We start from the raw sequence: 14,635 nt of genomic DNA, 5'->3' as shown, positions 1-14,635 counted from the left end.
TGTGGTAGGTTTTTTCATGTTAAGTCCAGGATGACCAACATGAAAAAAACCACCTCTGTTTCGCATGACGCGGTATTTAAAAAGTTCCTCACTCACCCAGACACGGCCAGAGACTTTCTGGAGTTACACCTGCCGTCGGTCTTGCTGCAATATTGCGATTTGAGTACGCTAAAACTTGAATCCGGCAGTTTTATCGAAAGCAATCTGCGAGCCAGTTACTCTGACGTGCTCTACTCATTACGTACTGAGAGGGGAGACGCGTATGTATACGTTTTGATCGAACACCAAAGCAGCCCTGATAAGCATATGGCATTTCGTTTAATACGTTATGCGATCGCTGCAATGCAACGCCACCTTGATACGGGTCACGATCAACTTCCCCTAGTGATCCCAACCCTGTTTTATCACGGCCAGGTGACGCCTTATCCCTATTCGATGAGCTGGCTGGAAGAATTCAGTGAACCTGATTTGGCCAGGCAGCTTTATGCTGGACATTTCCCATTGGTTGACGTCACCGTCATACCGGACGATGACATCATGCAGCACCGCCGTATGGCTACCTTGGAACTGCTGCAAAAACACGTGCGCCAGCGTGACCTATTCGAAATAAAGGAACGACTGGTCACATTATTATCGTTTGGGTACACTACCAATGAGCAATTGATCTCGTTGGTGAACTACATGTTGCAGGTGGGGAACACGACCGAACCGGATAAGCTGATCCGTGAGTTGGCCCGTCGTACGCCACGGCACGAGGAGGAATTGATGACCATTGCAGAATATCTCGAGCAAAAAGGCTTCAAGAAAGGCATGGAGCAAGGTATCGAACAAGGTATTGAGAAGGGTATGGAGCAGGCACGGGCAACCGTCTTGAACATAGCGAGTGCCATGCTGGCCGATGGCTTTGACCGTGCTGTAGTGATGAAATTAACCGGCCTTTCCGCAGACGATTTGGCACAACTTCACCACTAACATCTGTGGGAAATTGCCGGTGTTAGTTGGTTGATCGTGTTCAAACCCCAATCTTACGGCCCAGCAGGCTCCCCGCACGGGACTGACCATCGGGGCCGTACAGAGATTTATTCTGCTTGTTTAAAATCGCCAGCGCCTGCGTATTGTGCTCAATATGGTGATTGAGCAGCATGCCGTTATGGTGATTCTGTTCGCGCAGTTGCAGGCTTTGCTGTTGCACTTGCTGCCAGCGGGACGCCAACTGCGGTTGGCCCTCATAAGGTGCTTGGCAGTGTTGCAGCCGTTCCATCTCCAGCCGCTGTTGGTCCAGATAATTGACCGTCGCCAGCAGTTGGCTTTTAGCATCTGTCACGCGCTGCAAAGCCACGCCAGCCAAAGTTTTCGAGCACAGTAAAGCGTGCTCTTCCGTCTGCACCGTGCCTAACGCCTGCAAGGTGTCCAGCAGCTTATCCAGCAATTGTGCCAGGTTTTCCATATCAATGACTCACCCTTGGTGTTAACCCCGATCGGCGCCGGACTGCCATTCGCTTTGCACGTCTTGTAACAAGGCATCGGCAATCTTGCCGGTATCCATCTTCAATTCGCCGTTGCGGATCGCCTGCTTGATGCTTTCCACTCGCTCCATATTGATATCTTGGCTGCCCGGCTGCATCAGGCGGGCCTGTGCATCACTCAGCTTAACCTGGGTACCGCTGACCGAGGTTTCCGCCGTGACTTTTTTGCGCGCCTGAACTGCGTTGTCTGATTGTGTTTCTCGCGGCTGTACCGTGGGCACGGGTTGCAACCGTTGGGTACGATCGATACTCATGTTCAATCTCCATCTGTACCACCGTCGCCTAGGCAACGGGGAGTTCAAATCTGTGGCCCTGGTGGCCGGATAAGTGCTGCTATGACTTTGTTATCGACAAGTATTGGCAAAGCTTTATTTTTTTATAAAGTAATACGAATTGTGCCATCAACATTGGCAATGCCGCTAACAATCTGCCCGGAGACCATGCGTACGCGCACGCTGTCTTCGGCGGCGGCGTTGGTCATCGCTTTCCCAGCACCGCTGATATTAAAACCATCACCCTGCGCCAACACCTGTACCGTTTGCCCGGCCTTGACCGCCCAGGCCCGTCTTAGCATGACCGTATTCAACGGCTGCCCAGGGCTGATATTGCGCAGGCTGACGGCACCGATCGCCTTGGCGTTATCGGTCAGGGTACGTGGCGGCAGGGTGTCTAATCGGCCGGTTTTCAGCTTGATATCATCTGCAGTGAGTTTGCTGCCCGCACTGATCCCCCGTGCGGCCACCAGATAATGCCCCATCAGCTGCACCTGTGCCTGAATGAAACGCCGCTCCTGGCCACAACGGGCCGAGATGCTGATGTTACCCCAGCGGCGAGCATTCTGAGGCATCGAAAGCTGCGGCAACTCACACTGCGGCCAACGGCTTGCTGGCGTGCGCACCAACACTTTGACGTCGGTCACGTTGGCACCGGTGGCAAATTGGGACTTGATAAAGCTCTCCACCTGTCCGTCCAGGCCCTCGGCGTGTGCGTTCAGGCCGATCAGCAAGCCGACCAACAGCAGGATCCTTTTCATATTTTGCCTCACAGACGCAGCGACCACAGGGGAACAAGTGTAACCGTTACGCGCGCAGGCTAAGCAGACAAATAGCGACGCATTTTGCCCTTATTCCCACGATAGGCTGACAGGTAGGGCGTTTATGCTGTCGGCTCCAAATTCTAACCTCGCGGAGGGAGCATGCTCGACAAATTGGACGCTGCTCTGCGTTTTGGCCAGGAGGCGCTGAACCTGCGCGCCCAGCGGCAGGAAATCCTGGCGGCCAACATCGCCAACGCAGATACGCCGGGCTATCAGGCTCGTGATATCGATTTCGCCAGCCAACTGAACAAGGTTATGGCGCAGGGGCGCGTCAACGGCAGCGGCGTGGCGCTGAATCTGACCTCGGCACGCCATATCCCGGCGCAGAATATGCAGCCACCGTCGCTGGATCTCCTGTTCCGCGTGCCGGATCAGCCTTCCCTGGACGGCAACACGGTGGATATGGACCGTGAACGCACCAACTTTGCCGATAACAGCCTGAAATATCAAACCGACCTGACGCTGTTGAACGGCCAGATCAAAGGCATGATGTCCGTGCTGCAAGGAGGATAATTCCCATGTCGTTATTGAATATTTTTGATATTTCCGGCTCGGCCCTGTCTGCACAATCCCAACGTCTGAACGTCAGCGCCAGCAATATGGCCAACGCCGACAGCGCCACCGGCCCGGATGGCCAGCCTTATCGGGCCAAACAGGTGGTGTTTGAGGTTGCAGCAGCTCCGGGCCAGTCGACCGGTGGCGTGCGTGTCGCTCAGGTGGTTGACGATCCCTCACCGGAGCGTTTGGTGTTTCAGCCGGGCAACCCGCTGGCGGATGCCAAAGGCTATGTGCGGATGCCCAACGTCGATGTTGTCGGGGAAATGGTCAACACCATTTCGGCCTCGCGCAGCTATCAGGCCAACGTCGAAGTGTTGAATACCACCAAATCCATGTTGATGAAAACCCTGACGCTGGGTCAGTAACCGGAGCTTTTATTTATGGCCATTGCCGCCACCACCAATGAATCACTCGACAACAGCATTGCCGGTACCGGCGCCAAAAGCGGTGCTAATGGCAATACCAGCCAGGATCTGAGCAACAATTTCCTGACGCTGTTGGTGGCCCAGTTGAAAAACCAGGACCCCACCAACCCGATGCAAAACAACGAACTGACTACCCAACTGGCCCAAATCAACACGGTTAGTGGGATCGAGAAGCTCAACACCACGCTGGGGTCGATCTCCGGCCAGATCAGCGGCAACCAGTCAATCCAGGCCAGTTCGCTGATTGGCCACGGTGTGATGGTGCCGGGCAAGGAGATCCTGGTGGGTAATGACGCTGGCAAGGTCAGCACCACGCCGTTTGGCATCGAGCTGGAACGCACTGCCGATGCGGTGACGGCGACCATCAGCGATGCCACCGGCAAAGTGGTTCGCACCATCGATCTGGGCGGGCTAACCGCCGGTGTGCACTCCTTCTCCTGGGACGGTTCGCTGGAAGATGGCACCAATGCGCCCGACGGTTCTTACACCGTGGCGATCAACGCCAAAAACGGCGGTGAGCAGTTGGTGGCGCAGCCACTGCGTTTCGCCATGGTTAACGGCGTCACGCGCGGAACGGACGGGGCAAAACTGGATCTGGGCGTGGCGGGGACTTCAACGCTGGATGACGTGCGCCTGATCCTGTCCAAACTGGGTTCGTCAAACTAAGCGCAGTGATTTTCCACGTCGGCTATGGATCCCTCGATCCTGAAGACACCTTTTTAAATGACCTATTTCGGAGAACGACATGGCTTTTTCTCAAGCGGTCAGCGGTTTAAACGCGGCTGCAACCAACCTGGATGTGATTGGTAACAACATCGCCAACTCCGCCACCTACGGCTTCAAATCCGGCAGCGTATCCTTTGCCGATATGTTTGCCGGCTCGCAGGTCGGGCTAGGGGTGAAAGTGGCGGGGATCACCCAGAACTTCAACGGTGGTACTACCACCAACACCAACCGGGCAATGGATATCGCCATCAGCCAGAACGGCTTCTTCCGTATGCAAGACGCCGATGGCGGCATCTTCTATACGCGTAATGGGCAGTTCATCATGGATGCCAACCGCAACATCACCAACATGCAAGGGTTGAGCCTGACCGGCTACCCGGCGGCTGGCTCACCGCCCACCATCCAGCAGGGGGCCGATCCGGTACCGCTGAGCATTCCTGAAGGGATGATGAACGCCAAAGCCAGCACCAGCGGCAATATGGTGGCCAACCTGAAATCGACCCATAAGCCACCGGCGGTGACGCCGTTCGATCCCAACAAGACCGACTCGTTTAACTACGTCAACACCATTACCACCTACGACACCCTAGGCAATGCACATAACATCAACGCCTACTTTGTAAAAACGGCTGATAACAAGTGGGACGTTTACACTCAGGACGGCAGCGTGCCGGGTGCTCCGTCTGCCAAAGCGGGCAGCCTGAACTTTGACAACAGCGGTACGCTGACCGGCACGTTGAAGCCAGATGGCACACCAAGCGCCACGCCATTCAACCTGGTCGTGCCAATGTCGGCTAAAGACGGCGCGCTGGCGCAAAACTTTAACCTGAGCTTTGCCGGTAGCCTGCAACAGAACGTCGGCAGTGACTCTGTCAGCAAGATTTCCCAGGACGGCTACGCCACCGGGGAATACCAAGGTTTCCAGATCAACAAAGATGGCACCGTGGTCGGGGTATACAACAACCAGCAGACCCAACTGCTGGGGCAGATCGTGTTGACCAACTTCTCCAACCCGGAAGGGCTGGCCGCACAGGGCGATAACGTCTGGAAGGAGACCGGTGCTTCAGGTCAGCCACGCGTGGGCCTGGCGGGCGGTGGCGGTTTCGGTTCACTGACCAGCGGCGCGCTGGAGTCTTCCAACGTCGATCTGAGTCAGGAACTGGTGAACATGATCGTCGCGCAGCGTAACTACCAGTCAAACGCGCAAACCATCAAAACCCAGGATTCGATCCTGCAAACGCTGGTCAGCCTGCGCTAATAGGATTGATTTATGGATCACGCGATTTATACCGCGATGGGGGGGGCCCGGCAGACGCTGGAGCAGCAGTCGGTCACGGCCAACAACCTGGCCAACGCCTCCACTCCTGGGTTCCGCGCACAGCTTTCGGCGCTGCGTGCGGTGCCGGTTGATGGGCCAAGCATGCAGACGCGCACGCTGGTGGCTGCGTCGACGCCTGGGGCAGACATGAGCCAAGGGCCGCTGAACTACACCGGGCGGCCACTGGATGTGGCATTGCAGCAGGACGGGTTTCTGGCACTAAGGCTGCCGGACGGCACCGAAGCCTACAGCCGTAACGGCAGCATCCAGATCTCCTCCACTGGGCAGTTGATGGTGCAGGGCGTGCCGCTGATGGGCGATGGCGGGCCGATCGAAGCCCCGCCGCAGGCGGAACTGACGCTGGCGGCGGATGGCACCATCTCGGCGTTAAATCCGGGCGATCCGCCTAACACCATTTCCCAGATTGGCCGCCTGAAGCTGGTGAAGGCCGATGCTCGGGAAGTGGTGCGCGGGGACGACGGCCTGTTCCATCTGACTGCCGAGGCTCAGCAGCAGCGTGGCAACCAACTACCGAACGATCCCGATGTGCGGATCATGCCGGGAGTGTTGGAGGGCAGCAACGTCAAACCGTTGGAGACGATGGTGGATATGATCGCCAACGCCCGCCGGTTCGAAATGCAAATGAAGGTCATCCACAGCGTGGATGAAAACGCACAGCGCGCCAACTCATTGCTGTCAATGAGCTGAGTGCAGAGGAATAAATCATGATCCCATCCTTATGGATTGCCAAAACCGGTCTGGATGCGCAGCAGACCAATATGGACGTGATCGCCAACAACCTGGCGAACGTCAGTACCAACGGGTTTAAACGCCAACGTGCGGTGTTTGAAGATCTGCTATACCAGACCATGCGTCAGCCCGGGGCTCAGTCTTCCGAGCAAACTACGCTGCCTTCCGGTTTGCAGATTGGTACCGGCGTACGTCCGGTGGCGACCGAGCGCATCCACAGCCAGGGCAACCTGTCGCAGACCAACAACAGCAAAGACGTGGCGATCAAGGGGCAGGGCTTCTTCCAGGTGGTATTGCCGGATGGCACCCAGGCCTATACCCGCGATGGTTCATTCCAGATCGATCAGAATGGCCAGTTGGTGACCGCCAGTGGTTTTCAGGTGCAACCGGCGATCACCATTCCGGCCAACGCCCTGAGCATTACCGTGGGCCGTGATGGCATCGTCAGCGTGACCCAGCAGGGCCAGACGGCGGCGCAGCAGGTCGGGCAACTGACGTTGACCACCTTTATCAACGATAGCGGTCTGGAAAGCATGGGGGAAAACCTGTACCAGGAAACCGAAAGCTCCGGTGCGCCTAACGAAAGTACCCCTGGCCTCAACGGGGCAGGCCTGTTGTATCAGGGTTATGTTGAAACCTCTAACGTCAACGTGGCGGAAGAGTTGGTCAACATGATCCAGACCCAGCGCGCCTATGAGATCAACAGCAAAGCGGTATCAACGTCTGACCAGATGCTGCAAAAGCTGACGCAACTGTAATCGACGGGCGCAGCGTGCTGCGCCCGTAATCCTTATCCTGAGCAACAAAGGCGATACCCGTGGTAACCACCTTTTTAGCGGCCAGCGTGCCGCAGCAAGGCAAACGCGTCCTGGCCGGGCTGCTGATGCTGACAGTCGGCGGCTGTGCCTATATTCCGCATACCCCCCTGGTTGACGGAGCTACCACGGCTCAGCCCGCTCCGGCAGGCGCTCCGGTGCCGAACGGTTCGATTTTCCAGACGGTACAGCCGATGAACTACGGCTATCAGCCGCTGTTTGAAGATCGTCGCCCGCGTAATATCGGCGACACCCTGACCATCGTGCTGCAAGAAAACGTCAGTGCCAGCAAGAGTTCATCCGCCAACGCCAGCCGCAATGGGGCCAGCAAATTTGGCGTAGCCACTTCACCGCGTTACCTCGAAGGGCTGCTTGGTAACGCGCGAGCCGATATGGATATCTCCGGCGACAGCACCTTCGGCGGCAAGGGCGGGGCCAACGCCAACAACACCTTTAACGGCACCATTACCGTCACGGTCAATCAGGTCTTGGCCAACGGCAACCTGCACGTGGTGGGCGAAAAGCAAATTGCCATCAATCAGGGCACCGAGTTCATCCGTTTTTCCGGTGTGGTTAACCCCCGCACCATCAGTGGCAATAACTCGGTCACGTCCACCCAGGTGGCGGATGCGCGTATTGAATACGTCGGTAACGGCTATATCAATGAAGCGCAGACCATGGGGTGGCTACAGCGCTTCTTCTTAAATGTTTCACCGTTCTAAGGATTGACCGATGTTGAAAAAGTTACTTCTCACACTGTCCATGATGCTGGTTTGCCTGCCCGCGACGGCGGAACGCATCCGCGATCTGGTGACGGTACAGGGTGTACGTGACAACGCGTTGATTGGCTACGGCCTGGTCGTGGGGTTGGACGGCTCTGGCGATCAGACCATGCAAACCCCGTTTACCACCCAGAGCCTGAGCAACATGCTATCGCAACTGGGGATCACCGTGCCGCCAGGCACCAACATGCAGTTGAAAAACGTGGCGGCGGTGATGGTAACCGCCAAGCTACCGCCGTTTTCCCGTGCGGGGCAGAACATCGACGTGGTGGTGTCCTCAATGGGTAACGCCAAAAGCCTGCGTGGCGGGACACTGCTGATGACGCCGCTCAAAGGCGTTGATAATCAGGTTTATGCGTTGGCACAGGGTAACGTGTTGGTCGGCGGGGCCGGTGCGTCCTCCGGGGGCAGCAGCGTGCAGGTCAATCAGTTGGCCGGTGGGCGTATCAGCAACGGCGCTTCCATCGAACGTGAATTGCCTACCACCTTCGGCCAGGATGGCGTGATCAACCTGCAACTGAACGACGATGATTTCACCCTGGCACAACAGATCAGTGATGCTATCAACCGCCAGCGCGGGGGCGGCACAGCCTCTCCACTCGATTCCCGTACCGTGCAGGTGCTGGTGCCACGCGGCAATAGTTCGCAAGTGCGCTTCCTGGCAGATATCCAGAATATCAGCATTAACGTTGGGGCAATGGATGCCAAAGTGATCATCAACTCCCGTACCGGCTCGGTAGTAATGAACCGCGATGTGGTGCTGGATTCCTGCGCAGTAGCACAGGGGAACCTGTCTGTGGTGGTCGATCGGCAAAACACCGTCAGCCAGCCGGATACGCCATTCGGCGGTGGCCAGACCGTGGTGACGCCGAATACCCAGATTTCCGTGCAGCAGCAGGGCGGTTCACTGCAAAAAGTGAACGCTAGCGCCAACCTCAATAACGTAGTTCGCGCGTTGAATGCGCTGGGGGCGACGCCGATCGACCTGATGTCTATCTTGCAGGCAATGCAGAGCGCTGGCTGCCTGCGTGCCAAACTGGAAATTATCTGATGAGCAGCGATCTGATGGCCATGTCGGGTGCGGCCTATGACACCCAGTCGCTGAACGGCTTGAAGCGCGATGTTGCCGCCGATCCGCAGGGCAATATCAAACAGGTTGCCCAGCAGGTGGAAGGAATGTTCGTGCAGATGATGCTGAAAAGCATGCGTGCGGCGTTGCCGCAGGACGGCGTGTTGAGCAGCGATCAGACGCGGCTGTATACCTCGATGTACGATCAGCAGATCGCCCAACAGATGTCGCAGAAAGGTTTGGGGCTGGCGGACATGATGGTCAAGCAGCTCTCCGCCGGAAACAGCCGCCCAAGCGAAACCGCAGGGACGGTGCCGATGGCGCTGGACAACGAAGTGTTGCAGACCTTGCCGCGTCAGGCATTGGAACAGATGGTACGCCGGGCGGTGCCAAAAATACCTTCGGCGCCTCCCTTGCCGCTGAGCAATGGCAACTTTGTCGCGCAGCTGTCTATTCCAGCACGGGTTGCCAGCCAGCAAAGCGGTATTCCGCACCAGCTGATCATGGCGCAGGCCGCGCTGGAGTCTGGCTGGGGGCAACGCGAGATCCCCGCGGCGGATGGTTCACGCAGTTACAACCTGTTTGGTATCAAGGCCGGTAGCAGTTGGGACGGCCCGGTGACGGAAATCACCACTACCGAGTTCGAGGAAGGGGTGGCGAAGAAGGTCAAGGCCCGCTTCCGCGTCTATGGCTCCTATATGGAAGCGATTGGGGATTACGTCAAATTGCTGACCAACAACCCGCGCTACGCCAACGTTGCCAGTGCCAGCAGTCCCGAGCAGGCGGCGCATGCGCTGCAAAAGGCCGGTTATGCTACCGATCCGCTGTATGCCAAAAAGCTGGTCAGCATGATCCAGCAGATGAAAAGCGCTGGGGAACAGGTAACCAAAGCCTATACCCACGATTTGCAGGATCTGTTTTAGTGGCTCCTCACCCCAACCCTCTCCCACAGGGAGAGGGAGTTGATAGCCCCAGCGCTTTTGGAAGTAAATCGGTGATTTCAACAAACTCGAATGCCTCCTTTCCCACAGGGAGAGGGAGCTGATAGCCCCAGTGCTTTTGGAAGTAAATCGATAATCTCAACAAACTCGAGTGCCTGTTTAGCCAAGGTGAGTCACTACTATTTTCCTCAAGTTTTCTCCATCGTGGCCGATAACCCAAGCAGGCTGGATGGCAACGCCCGGCACAATTTTTGACCTCTGTGGGCCGCTGGCACCGCAGCATAAGGAACCTCTATGTCCAACAGCTTAATCAATACCGCGATGAGTGGCCTGAATGCGGCGCAGGTTGCGCTTAGCACCGTCAGTAATAACATTTCCAACTACAACGTGGCGGGCTATAACCGCCAGACCGCGATCCTGGCGCAAAACGGCGGCCTGGGCACCATGAACGGATTTATCGGCAACGGAGCCACCGTGACTACGGTCAATCGCGAGTATAACCAGTTCATCATGACCCAGCTGCGCGGAGCGCAAAGCGAAGCTTCGGCTCAGAGCAGCTACTTCGAAAAAGTCTCCCAGATCGATAACCTGCTGGCGTCTAAAACCAACACCCTGGCATCGGGGATGGAAGATTTCTTCAAAAACCTGCAAAACGTCGTCAGCAATGCCGGGGATGACGCTGCCCGCCAGACCGTGTTAGGCAAGGCCAACGGCCTGGTGAATCAGTTCAACAATGCGGACAAGTATCTGCGCGATATGGATGCGGGCGTCAACCAGCAACTGAGCGACAGCGCCAACCAGATCAATACTTACAGCCAGCAGATCGCCCGCCTGAATAACGAAATCACCCAGGTGCGGGCCAGCAGCGGCGGCAGCGAGCCGAACGCCTTGCTGGATCAGCGCGATCAGTTGGTGACGGAGCTTAACAAGGTGGTCGGCGTTCAGGTCACCCAGCAGGACGGTGATGCCTATACCGTGACCTTCGCCAACGGCCTGACGCTGGTGCAGGGCAACTCCTCCTATCAGGTGACGGCGATGCCTTCCAGCAAAGACCCGTCCCGCCTGACGCTCGGTTACGATCGCGGCAATGGCGCCAGCGAAATTCCGGAAAGCCAGATTGGCAGCGGTAGCGTCAGCGGCGTGCTGAAGTTCCGTAGTGAATCACTGGATGGCGCACGTAACCAGTTGGGGCAACTGGCCCTGGCGCTGGCCGATAGCTTTAACCAGCAGCATCGCGAAGGCTTTGATATCAACGGCGATCCGGGGGAAGATTTCTTCAGCTTCTCAGGTGGGCGTACGGTTAACAATACCAACAACACCGGCAATGCCTCGCTGTCGGTCTCCTTTACCGATACCAGCAAGGTCAAGGCCAGTGACTACCGCATGGAGTTTGACGGTGCCAACTGGCAGGTTACGCGCCTGTCCGACAACGTCAAAGTACCTGCCACCGCAGGCACCGATGCGGATGGCAAACCGACGCTGAGCTTTGATGGCCTGCAGGTCGGCGTGACGGGCAACGCGAAAAAGAACGACAGCTTTACCGTGAAACCGGTTAGCGATGTAGCTGGTACCCTGAAGGTTGCTATCAGCGACTCGGCCAAGTTTGCTGCCGCAGGAACGGAAGATGGCGGTAAGGGCGATAACGACAACGTCAAGAAACTGCTCGATCTGCAAACCGCCAAAAAAGTGGTGGAGGGTAAAGCAACCTTGAGCGGCGCCTATGCCGGATTGGTCAGCAGCGTGGGTAACCAGACCGCTACCGCCAAAGTCAACGCCACCGCACAAACCAATATTGTGACCCAATTGCAAACCCAACAGCAGTCCATTTCCGGGGTTAACCTGGACGAAGAGTATGGCGAACTGCTGCGTTTCCAACAGTATTACATGGCCAATGCGCAGGTGATCCAGACCGCCAGCTCGTTGTTTGACGCCATACTGAATATTCGTTGATTTTACCGTTAACCGCAGCCGATATGCCGGCTGTGGATGCCCTTAGTGAGGAACCTAACCCATGCGCATGAGCACCAGCATGATCTACCAGCAGAATCTGTCGGGGGTCACCAATAATCAGTCTCTGTGGATGCAGTCCGGGCAGCAGCTTTCCAGCGGCAAGCGCGTGCTTTACCCTTCGGACGATCCGTTAGCGGCGTCACAGGCGGTGATGATCTCGCAGTCGATGTCAGAAAACAGCCAGTACGCGCTGGCGCGCACCTTTGCCCGTCAGAACATCTCGATGGAAGAAACCGTGCTGCGTAGCGCCGCCGACGGCATCAAGGACATGAAAACGCTGATCGTCAACGCCGGTAATGGCACTCTCAGCGATAATGACCGCGACTCTTTGGCCACCCAGTTGCAGGGGCTGAAAGATCAGCTACTCAGCCAGGCCAACAGCACCGACGGTAACGGCCGTTTTATTTTTGCCGGCTTTGCCAATGATAAAGCTCCGTTTGTCGAGCAGGGTGGCAAGGTGGTTTACCAGGGCAGCAGCTCGGCCATTGAGCAGAAAGTGGACGCCAACCGCACCATGACCGTGGGCCATACCGGCAGCTCGATATTTATGTCGCTGACCAGCAATATCAAACCGGAGCCGGATGGCAGCCGTTCCGAAGCCAACGTGTTCGAGAGCATCGACATGGCGCTGAAAGCGTTGAAGACCCCGCTGGAGGGCGCCGATGAGGCCACCCGTACGCAGGTGACAGCGGCGCTTGATAAGGCAACCCGTGGCCTGGATAACAGCTATAACAACGTGCTGAGCACCAGTGCAGTGTTGGGGACTCAGCTGCAGGAGTTGGACGTGTTGGACAGCATCGGCATCGAAAACAATACGGCTAACAAAAATCAGCTGACCGCGTTGGTTGAGGCGGATGTGGTGGAGGCGATCTCGTCTTACTACATGCAACAGGCGGCTTTGCAGGCATCGTATAAGACCTTTAGCGATATGCAGGGTATGTCATTATTCCAAATAAACCGATAAGAAATAGTTATTCACGCTTGTAGGGCACTGCGCCCTATAACGTGGATATAGAGCGCAGCACCGTTTTTACACAGCCTGATTTAACGGCGGGAAACGTCAGGATATTCAGGCTGGATAAGTGATTTTACTATTTTTAACGCTACGCATTAAAAACAGATTATTTTTTCTTTTTGGCTACGGTCCAAATCTTGCCGCAGGCTGACGGCGTAATCTGAACGCGGTTGGTTACCCAATGCGCCATACCCAAGGCTCTACGTGCTTTCCTGTTGGTTTTCGTCTTCATTCCGTGCTCCTGGCCGTATTGAGATAAGTCAGTTGAGAAAAATAAAATACCGTAGCCCGAAGGCTCCGTTGTTTTATTTTCTTGGTTATCCATTTTTTAATAAATCGCCAACCAAAAATAATGGCTTTGGTCCGTATTTTTATACGGCGTGGGATTTATTTAATGAGGCCATTCTAAGGGGGGTATTATATTATTCAAGCCCGGCAGAATAATCGCCGCTAAATCTGGTTAATTTCGCTTTTTCAACTTTTTATCTCGGAAAATATCTTTCCCTGCTAGTTTGTCTCGCGGGTAACCTCGGGATTAAGGGGACATACCGCCGATCACCGTCGCCAGCCGATCGAAAAACTCACCGAACAGGTGTTCGCAGAAGGGGGCCAGCATCGGCATCATCATGCCAAGGGTCAACATGCCGATGGTTAACGTAACCGGGAAACCGATCACAAACACCGAAAGCTGCGGGGTAACGCGGTTGAGCAGGCCAAGCGCCAGGTTCAGCGTCAGCAGCAGGCAGATCAGCGGCAGCGCCAGCATCATACCGTTAATGAAGATCAGCGTTCCTGCCTGGGTCAGCGCCAGGAAACCGTTGCCGTTCAGCGGCCGTGCCTGGATCGGCAGGGTATGGAAGCTGTCTGCCAGCAGCGAGATCAGCCACAGGTGACCATCGAAGCTGAGGAATAATAACATCGCCAGCAGGTTCAGCAGGCGCGCCAGCAGTGGCGTATTGGGGCCGCCAGAGGGATCGAAGAAGGTGGCAAAGGACAGCCCCATCTGCATGCCGATCACCTCACCCGCCAGGCGCACAGCTGCAAAGGCGAACTGCATTGTTAAACCGATCGCCACGCCGATCAGGATCTGCTGCACGGCCAGCCACAGGCCGGTGACAGAAAACAGCGGGATATTGCTGGTGGGCAGCGTAGGGGCGATCAGCAATACGATCAGACCGCCCAAGCCAATTTTCACCCGCTTGGAGATCTGCTTTTCGCTGAACAGCGGGGCGGTGCTAATCAGCGCCAGGACGCGCAGCAGAGGCCAGAAGAACTGGCTGAGCCAGACGCTGAGTTGGGCGCTGTCAAAGGTTAGCATGGTTAGCCGATCAGGTTCGGCAGGTTGCTGAACAGCATGCGCATGTAGTCCAATAGCAGATTGAGCATCCACGGCCCGGCAACGATCAGGGTGGCGACCACGGAGAGAATTTTGGGAATGAACGACAGCGTCATTTCGTTAATCTGCGTGGCGGCCTGCAACAGGCTGACGATCAGCCCGCTGAACAGCGCGGCTAGCAGCAGTGGGGCGGCCAGCGCCAGCGCCACTTTCATCGCTTCCGTACCCAGCGCCATTACCGATTCAGGTGTCATCTTTTTGCTCCAAT

Annotated in this window: 18 protein-coding genes; 12 read left to right on the top strand and 6 right to left on the bottom strand. The window is 56.3% G+C overall.

Features of this window, described 5'->3' with window-relative positions:
- Positions 1-30: 30 nt before the first annotated feature.
- The gene (locus tag KGP16_RS16065; protein ID WP_371822640.1) at positions 31-972 is read left to right on the top strand and encodes an Rpn family recombination-promoting nuclease/putative transposase; all 942 of its coding nucleotides are present in this window, start codon (positions 31-33) and stop codon (positions 970-972) included.
- Between the two features lie 40 nt (positions 973-1,012).
- Here the strand turns inward: KGP16_RS16065 and KGP16_RS16060 are convergent, their stop codons facing one another.
- The 3 genes from KGP16_RS16060 to flgA all read right to left on the bottom strand — a co-directional run bounded on the left by KGP16_RS16060 (position 1,013) and on the right by flgA (position 2,559).
- Positions 1,013-1,447: a flagella synthesis protein FlgN gene (locus KGP16_RS16060; protein WP_021805718.1), complete on the bottom strand. Its 435-nt coding sequence runs from the start codon at positions 1,445-1,447 to the stop codon at positions 1,013-1,015.
- A gap of 21 nt (positions 1,448-1,468) precedes the next feature.
- Positions 1,469-1,780 (bottom strand): flagellar biosynthesis anti-sigma factor FlgM, encoded by a 312-nt coding sequence (flgM, locus tag KGP16_RS16055; protein WP_021805717.1) that lies wholly within the window; start codon positions 1,778-1,780, stop codon positions 1,469-1,471.
- A gap of 122 nt (positions 1,781-1,902) precedes the next feature.
- Positions 1,903-2,559: a flagellar basal body P-ring formation chaperone FlgA gene (gene flgA, locus KGP16_RS16050; protein WP_223499969.1), complete on the bottom strand. Its 657-nt coding sequence runs from the start codon at positions 2,557-2,559 to the stop codon at positions 1,903-1,905.
- 162 nt (positions 2,560-2,721) lie between these two features.
- Here flgA and flgB point away from each other — a divergent pair, with 162 nt between their 5' ends.
- From flgB to flgL, 11 genes are all read left to right on the top strand, one after another.
- A complete protein-coding gene (flgB, locus tag KGP16_RS16045; protein WP_021180938.1) occupies positions 2,722-3,135 on the top strand; it encodes a flagellar basal body rod protein FlgB in 414 nt (137 codons plus the stop codon).
- Between the two features lie 5 nt (positions 3,136-3,140).
- Positions 3,141-3,545, top strand: coding sequence for a flagellar basal body rod protein FlgC (flgC, locus tag KGP16_RS16040; RefSeq protein WP_021180939.1), 405 nt, complete (start codon positions 3,141-3,143; stop codon positions 3,543-3,545).
- A gap of 15 nt (positions 3,546-3,560) precedes the next feature.
- Entirely contained in the window at positions 3,561-4,271 is a 711-nt protein-coding gene (gene flgD, locus KGP16_RS16035; protein ID WP_024528902.1) for a flagellar hook assembly protein FlgD, read from the top strand.
- Between the two features lie 79 nt (positions 4,272-4,350).
- Positions 4,351-5,589 carry a flagellar hook protein FlgE gene (gene flgE, locus KGP16_RS16030; RefSeq protein WP_021805714.1) on the top strand — a complete coding sequence of 413 codons (1,239 nt, stop codon included), beginning with the start codon at positions 4,351-4,353 and terminating at the stop codon, positions 5,587-5,589.
- Between the two features lie 12 nt (positions 5,590-5,601).
- Positions 5,602-6,357 (top strand): flagellar basal body rod protein FlgF, encoded by a 756-nt coding sequence (locus KGP16_RS16025; RefSeq protein ID WP_021180942.1) that lies wholly within the window; start codon positions 5,602-5,604, stop codon positions 6,355-6,357.
- Positions 6,358-6,374: 17 nt separating this feature from the next.
- Complete coding sequence (flgG, locus tag KGP16_RS16020; protein WP_021180943.1) at positions 6,375-7,157, top strand: flagellar basal-body rod protein FlgG; 783 nt, start codon at positions 6,375-6,377, stop codon at positions 7,155-7,157.
- 125 nt (positions 7,158-7,282) lie between these two features.
- Entirely contained in the window at positions 7,283-7,936 is a 654-nt protein-coding gene (locus KGP16_RS16015) for a flagellar basal body L-ring protein FlgH (protein WP_051363241.1), read from the top strand.
- A 10-nt stretch (positions 7,937-7,946) separates the two neighbouring features.
- Complete coding sequence (locus tag KGP16_RS16010; protein WP_021180945.1) at positions 7,947-9,047, top strand: flagellar basal body P-ring protein FlgI; 1,101 nt, start codon at positions 7,947-7,949, stop codon at positions 9,045-9,047.
- Positions 9,047-9,988 carry a flagellar assembly peptidoglycan hydrolase FlgJ gene (flgJ, locus tag KGP16_RS16005; RefSeq protein ID WP_021805712.1) on the top strand — a complete coding sequence of 314 codons (942 nt, stop codon included), beginning with the start codon at positions 9,047-9,049 and terminating at the stop codon, positions 9,986-9,988. The genes KGP16_RS16010 and flgJ overlap by 1 nt, the downstream gene beginning before the upstream one ends.
- Before the next feature lie 312 nt (positions 9,989-10,300).
- Entirely contained in the window at positions 10,301-11,956 is a 1,656-nt protein-coding gene (gene flgK, locus KGP16_RS16000; RefSeq protein WP_223499968.1) for a flagellar hook-associated protein FlgK, read from the top strand.
- Positions 11,957-12,017: 61 nt separating this feature from the next.
- Positions 12,018-12,980, top strand: coding sequence for a flagellar hook-associated protein FlgL (gene flgL, locus KGP16_RS15995; RefSeq protein ID WP_223499967.1), 963 nt, complete (start codon positions 12,018-12,020; stop codon positions 12,978-12,980).
- Positions 12,981-13,137: 157 nt separating this feature from the next.
- Here the strand turns inward: flgL and sra are convergent, their stop codons facing one another.
- From sra to fliQ, 3 genes are all read right to left on the bottom strand, one after another.
- Positions 13,138-13,356: a stationary-phase-induced ribosome-associated protein gene (gene sra / locus KGP16_RS15990; protein ID WP_141234381.1), complete on the bottom strand. Its 219-nt coding sequence runs from the start codon at positions 13,354-13,356 to the stop codon at positions 13,138-13,140.
- Between the two features lie 210 nt (positions 13,357-13,566).
- Positions 13,567-14,349 (bottom strand): flagellar biosynthetic protein FliR, encoded by a 783-nt coding sequence (fliR, locus tag KGP16_RS15985; RefSeq protein WP_021805709.1) that lies wholly within the window; start codon positions 14,347-14,349, stop codon positions 13,567-13,569.
- A 2-nt stretch (positions 14,350-14,351) separates the two neighbouring features.
- Complete coding sequence (gene fliQ / locus KGP16_RS15980; RefSeq protein WP_021180950.1) at positions 14,352-14,621, bottom strand: flagellar biosynthesis protein FliQ; 270 nt, start codon at positions 14,619-14,621, stop codon at positions 14,352-14,354.
- Between the last annotated feature and the right edge of the window lie 14 nt (positions 14,622-14,635).

The organism is Serratia sp. JSRIV006 (assembly GCF_019968685.1).
Taxonomy (GTDB): Bacteria; Pseudomonadota; Gammaproteobacteria; order Enterobacterales; family Enterobacteriaceae; genus Chania; species Chania fonticola_B.
The sequence above is the reverse complement of the archived record's forward strand: the minus strand, read 5'-3'. Positions and strand labels throughout refer to the sequence as shown.

Bases quoted from the DNA above. Each gene is read 5' to 3' on its own strand.
- KGP16_RS16065 (WP_371822640.1), top strand. From the start codon at position 31: ATGACCAACATGAAAAAAACCACCTCTGTTTCGCATGACGCGGTATTT.
- KGP16_RS16060 (WP_021805718.1), bottom strand. From the start codon at position 1,447: ATGGAAAACCTGGCACAATTGCTGGATAAGCTGCTGGACACCTTGCAG.
- flgM (WP_021805717.1), bottom strand. From the start codon at position 1,780: ATGAGTATCGATCGTACCCAACGGTTGCAACCCGTGCCCACGGTACAG.
- flgA (WP_223499969.1), bottom strand. From the start codon at position 2,559: ATGAAAAGGATCCTGCTGTTGGTCGGCTTGCTGATCGGCCTGAACGCA.
- flgB (WP_021180938.1), top strand. From the start codon at position 2,722: ATGCTCGACAAATTGGACGCTGCTCTGCGTTTTGGCCAGGAGGCGCTG.
- flgC (WP_021180939.1), top strand. From the start codon at position 3,141: ATGTCGTTATTGAATATTTTTGATATTTCCGGCTCGGCCCTGTCTGCA.
- flgD (WP_024528902.1), top strand. From the start codon at position 3,561: ATGGCCATTGCCGCCACCACCAATGAATCACTCGACAACAGCATTGCC.
- flgE (WP_021805714.1), top strand. From the start codon at position 4,351: ATGGCTTTTTCTCAAGCGGTCAGCGGTTTAAACGCGGCTGCAACCAAC.
- KGP16_RS16025 (WP_021180942.1), top strand. From the start codon at position 5,602: ATGGATCACGCGATTTATACCGCGATGGGGGGGGCCCGGCAGACGCTG.
- flgG (WP_021180943.1), top strand. From the start codon at position 6,375: ATGATCCCATCCTTATGGATTGCCAAAACCGGTCTGGATGCGCAGCAG.
- KGP16_RS16015 (WP_051363241.1), top strand. From the start codon at position 7,283: ATGCTGACAGTCGGCGGCTGTGCCTATATTCCGCATACCCCCCTGGTT.
- KGP16_RS16010 (WP_021180945.1), top strand. From the start codon at position 7,947: ATGTTGAAAAAGTTACTTCTCACACTGTCCATGATGCTGGTTTGCCTG.
- flgJ (WP_021805712.1), top strand. From the start codon at position 9,047: ATGAGCAGCGATCTGATGGCCATGTCGGGTGCGGCCTATGACACCCAG.
- flgK (WP_223499968.1), top strand. From the start codon at position 10,301: ATGTCCAACAGCTTAATCAATACCGCGATGAGTGGCCTGAATGCGGCG.
- flgL (WP_223499967.1), top strand. From the start codon at position 12,018: ATGCGCATGAGCACCAGCATGATCTACCAGCAGAATCTGTCGGGGGTC.
- sra (WP_141234381.1), bottom strand. From the start codon at position 13,356: ATGGATAACCAAGAAAATAAAACAACGGAGCCTTCGGGCTACGGTATT.
- fliR (WP_021805709.1), bottom strand. From the start codon at position 14,349: ATGCTAACCTTTGACAGCGCCCAACTCAGCGTCTGGCTCAGCCAGTTC.
- fliQ (WP_021180950.1), bottom strand. From the start codon at position 14,621: ATGACACCTGAATCGGTAATGGCGCTGGGTACGGAAGCGATGAAAGTG.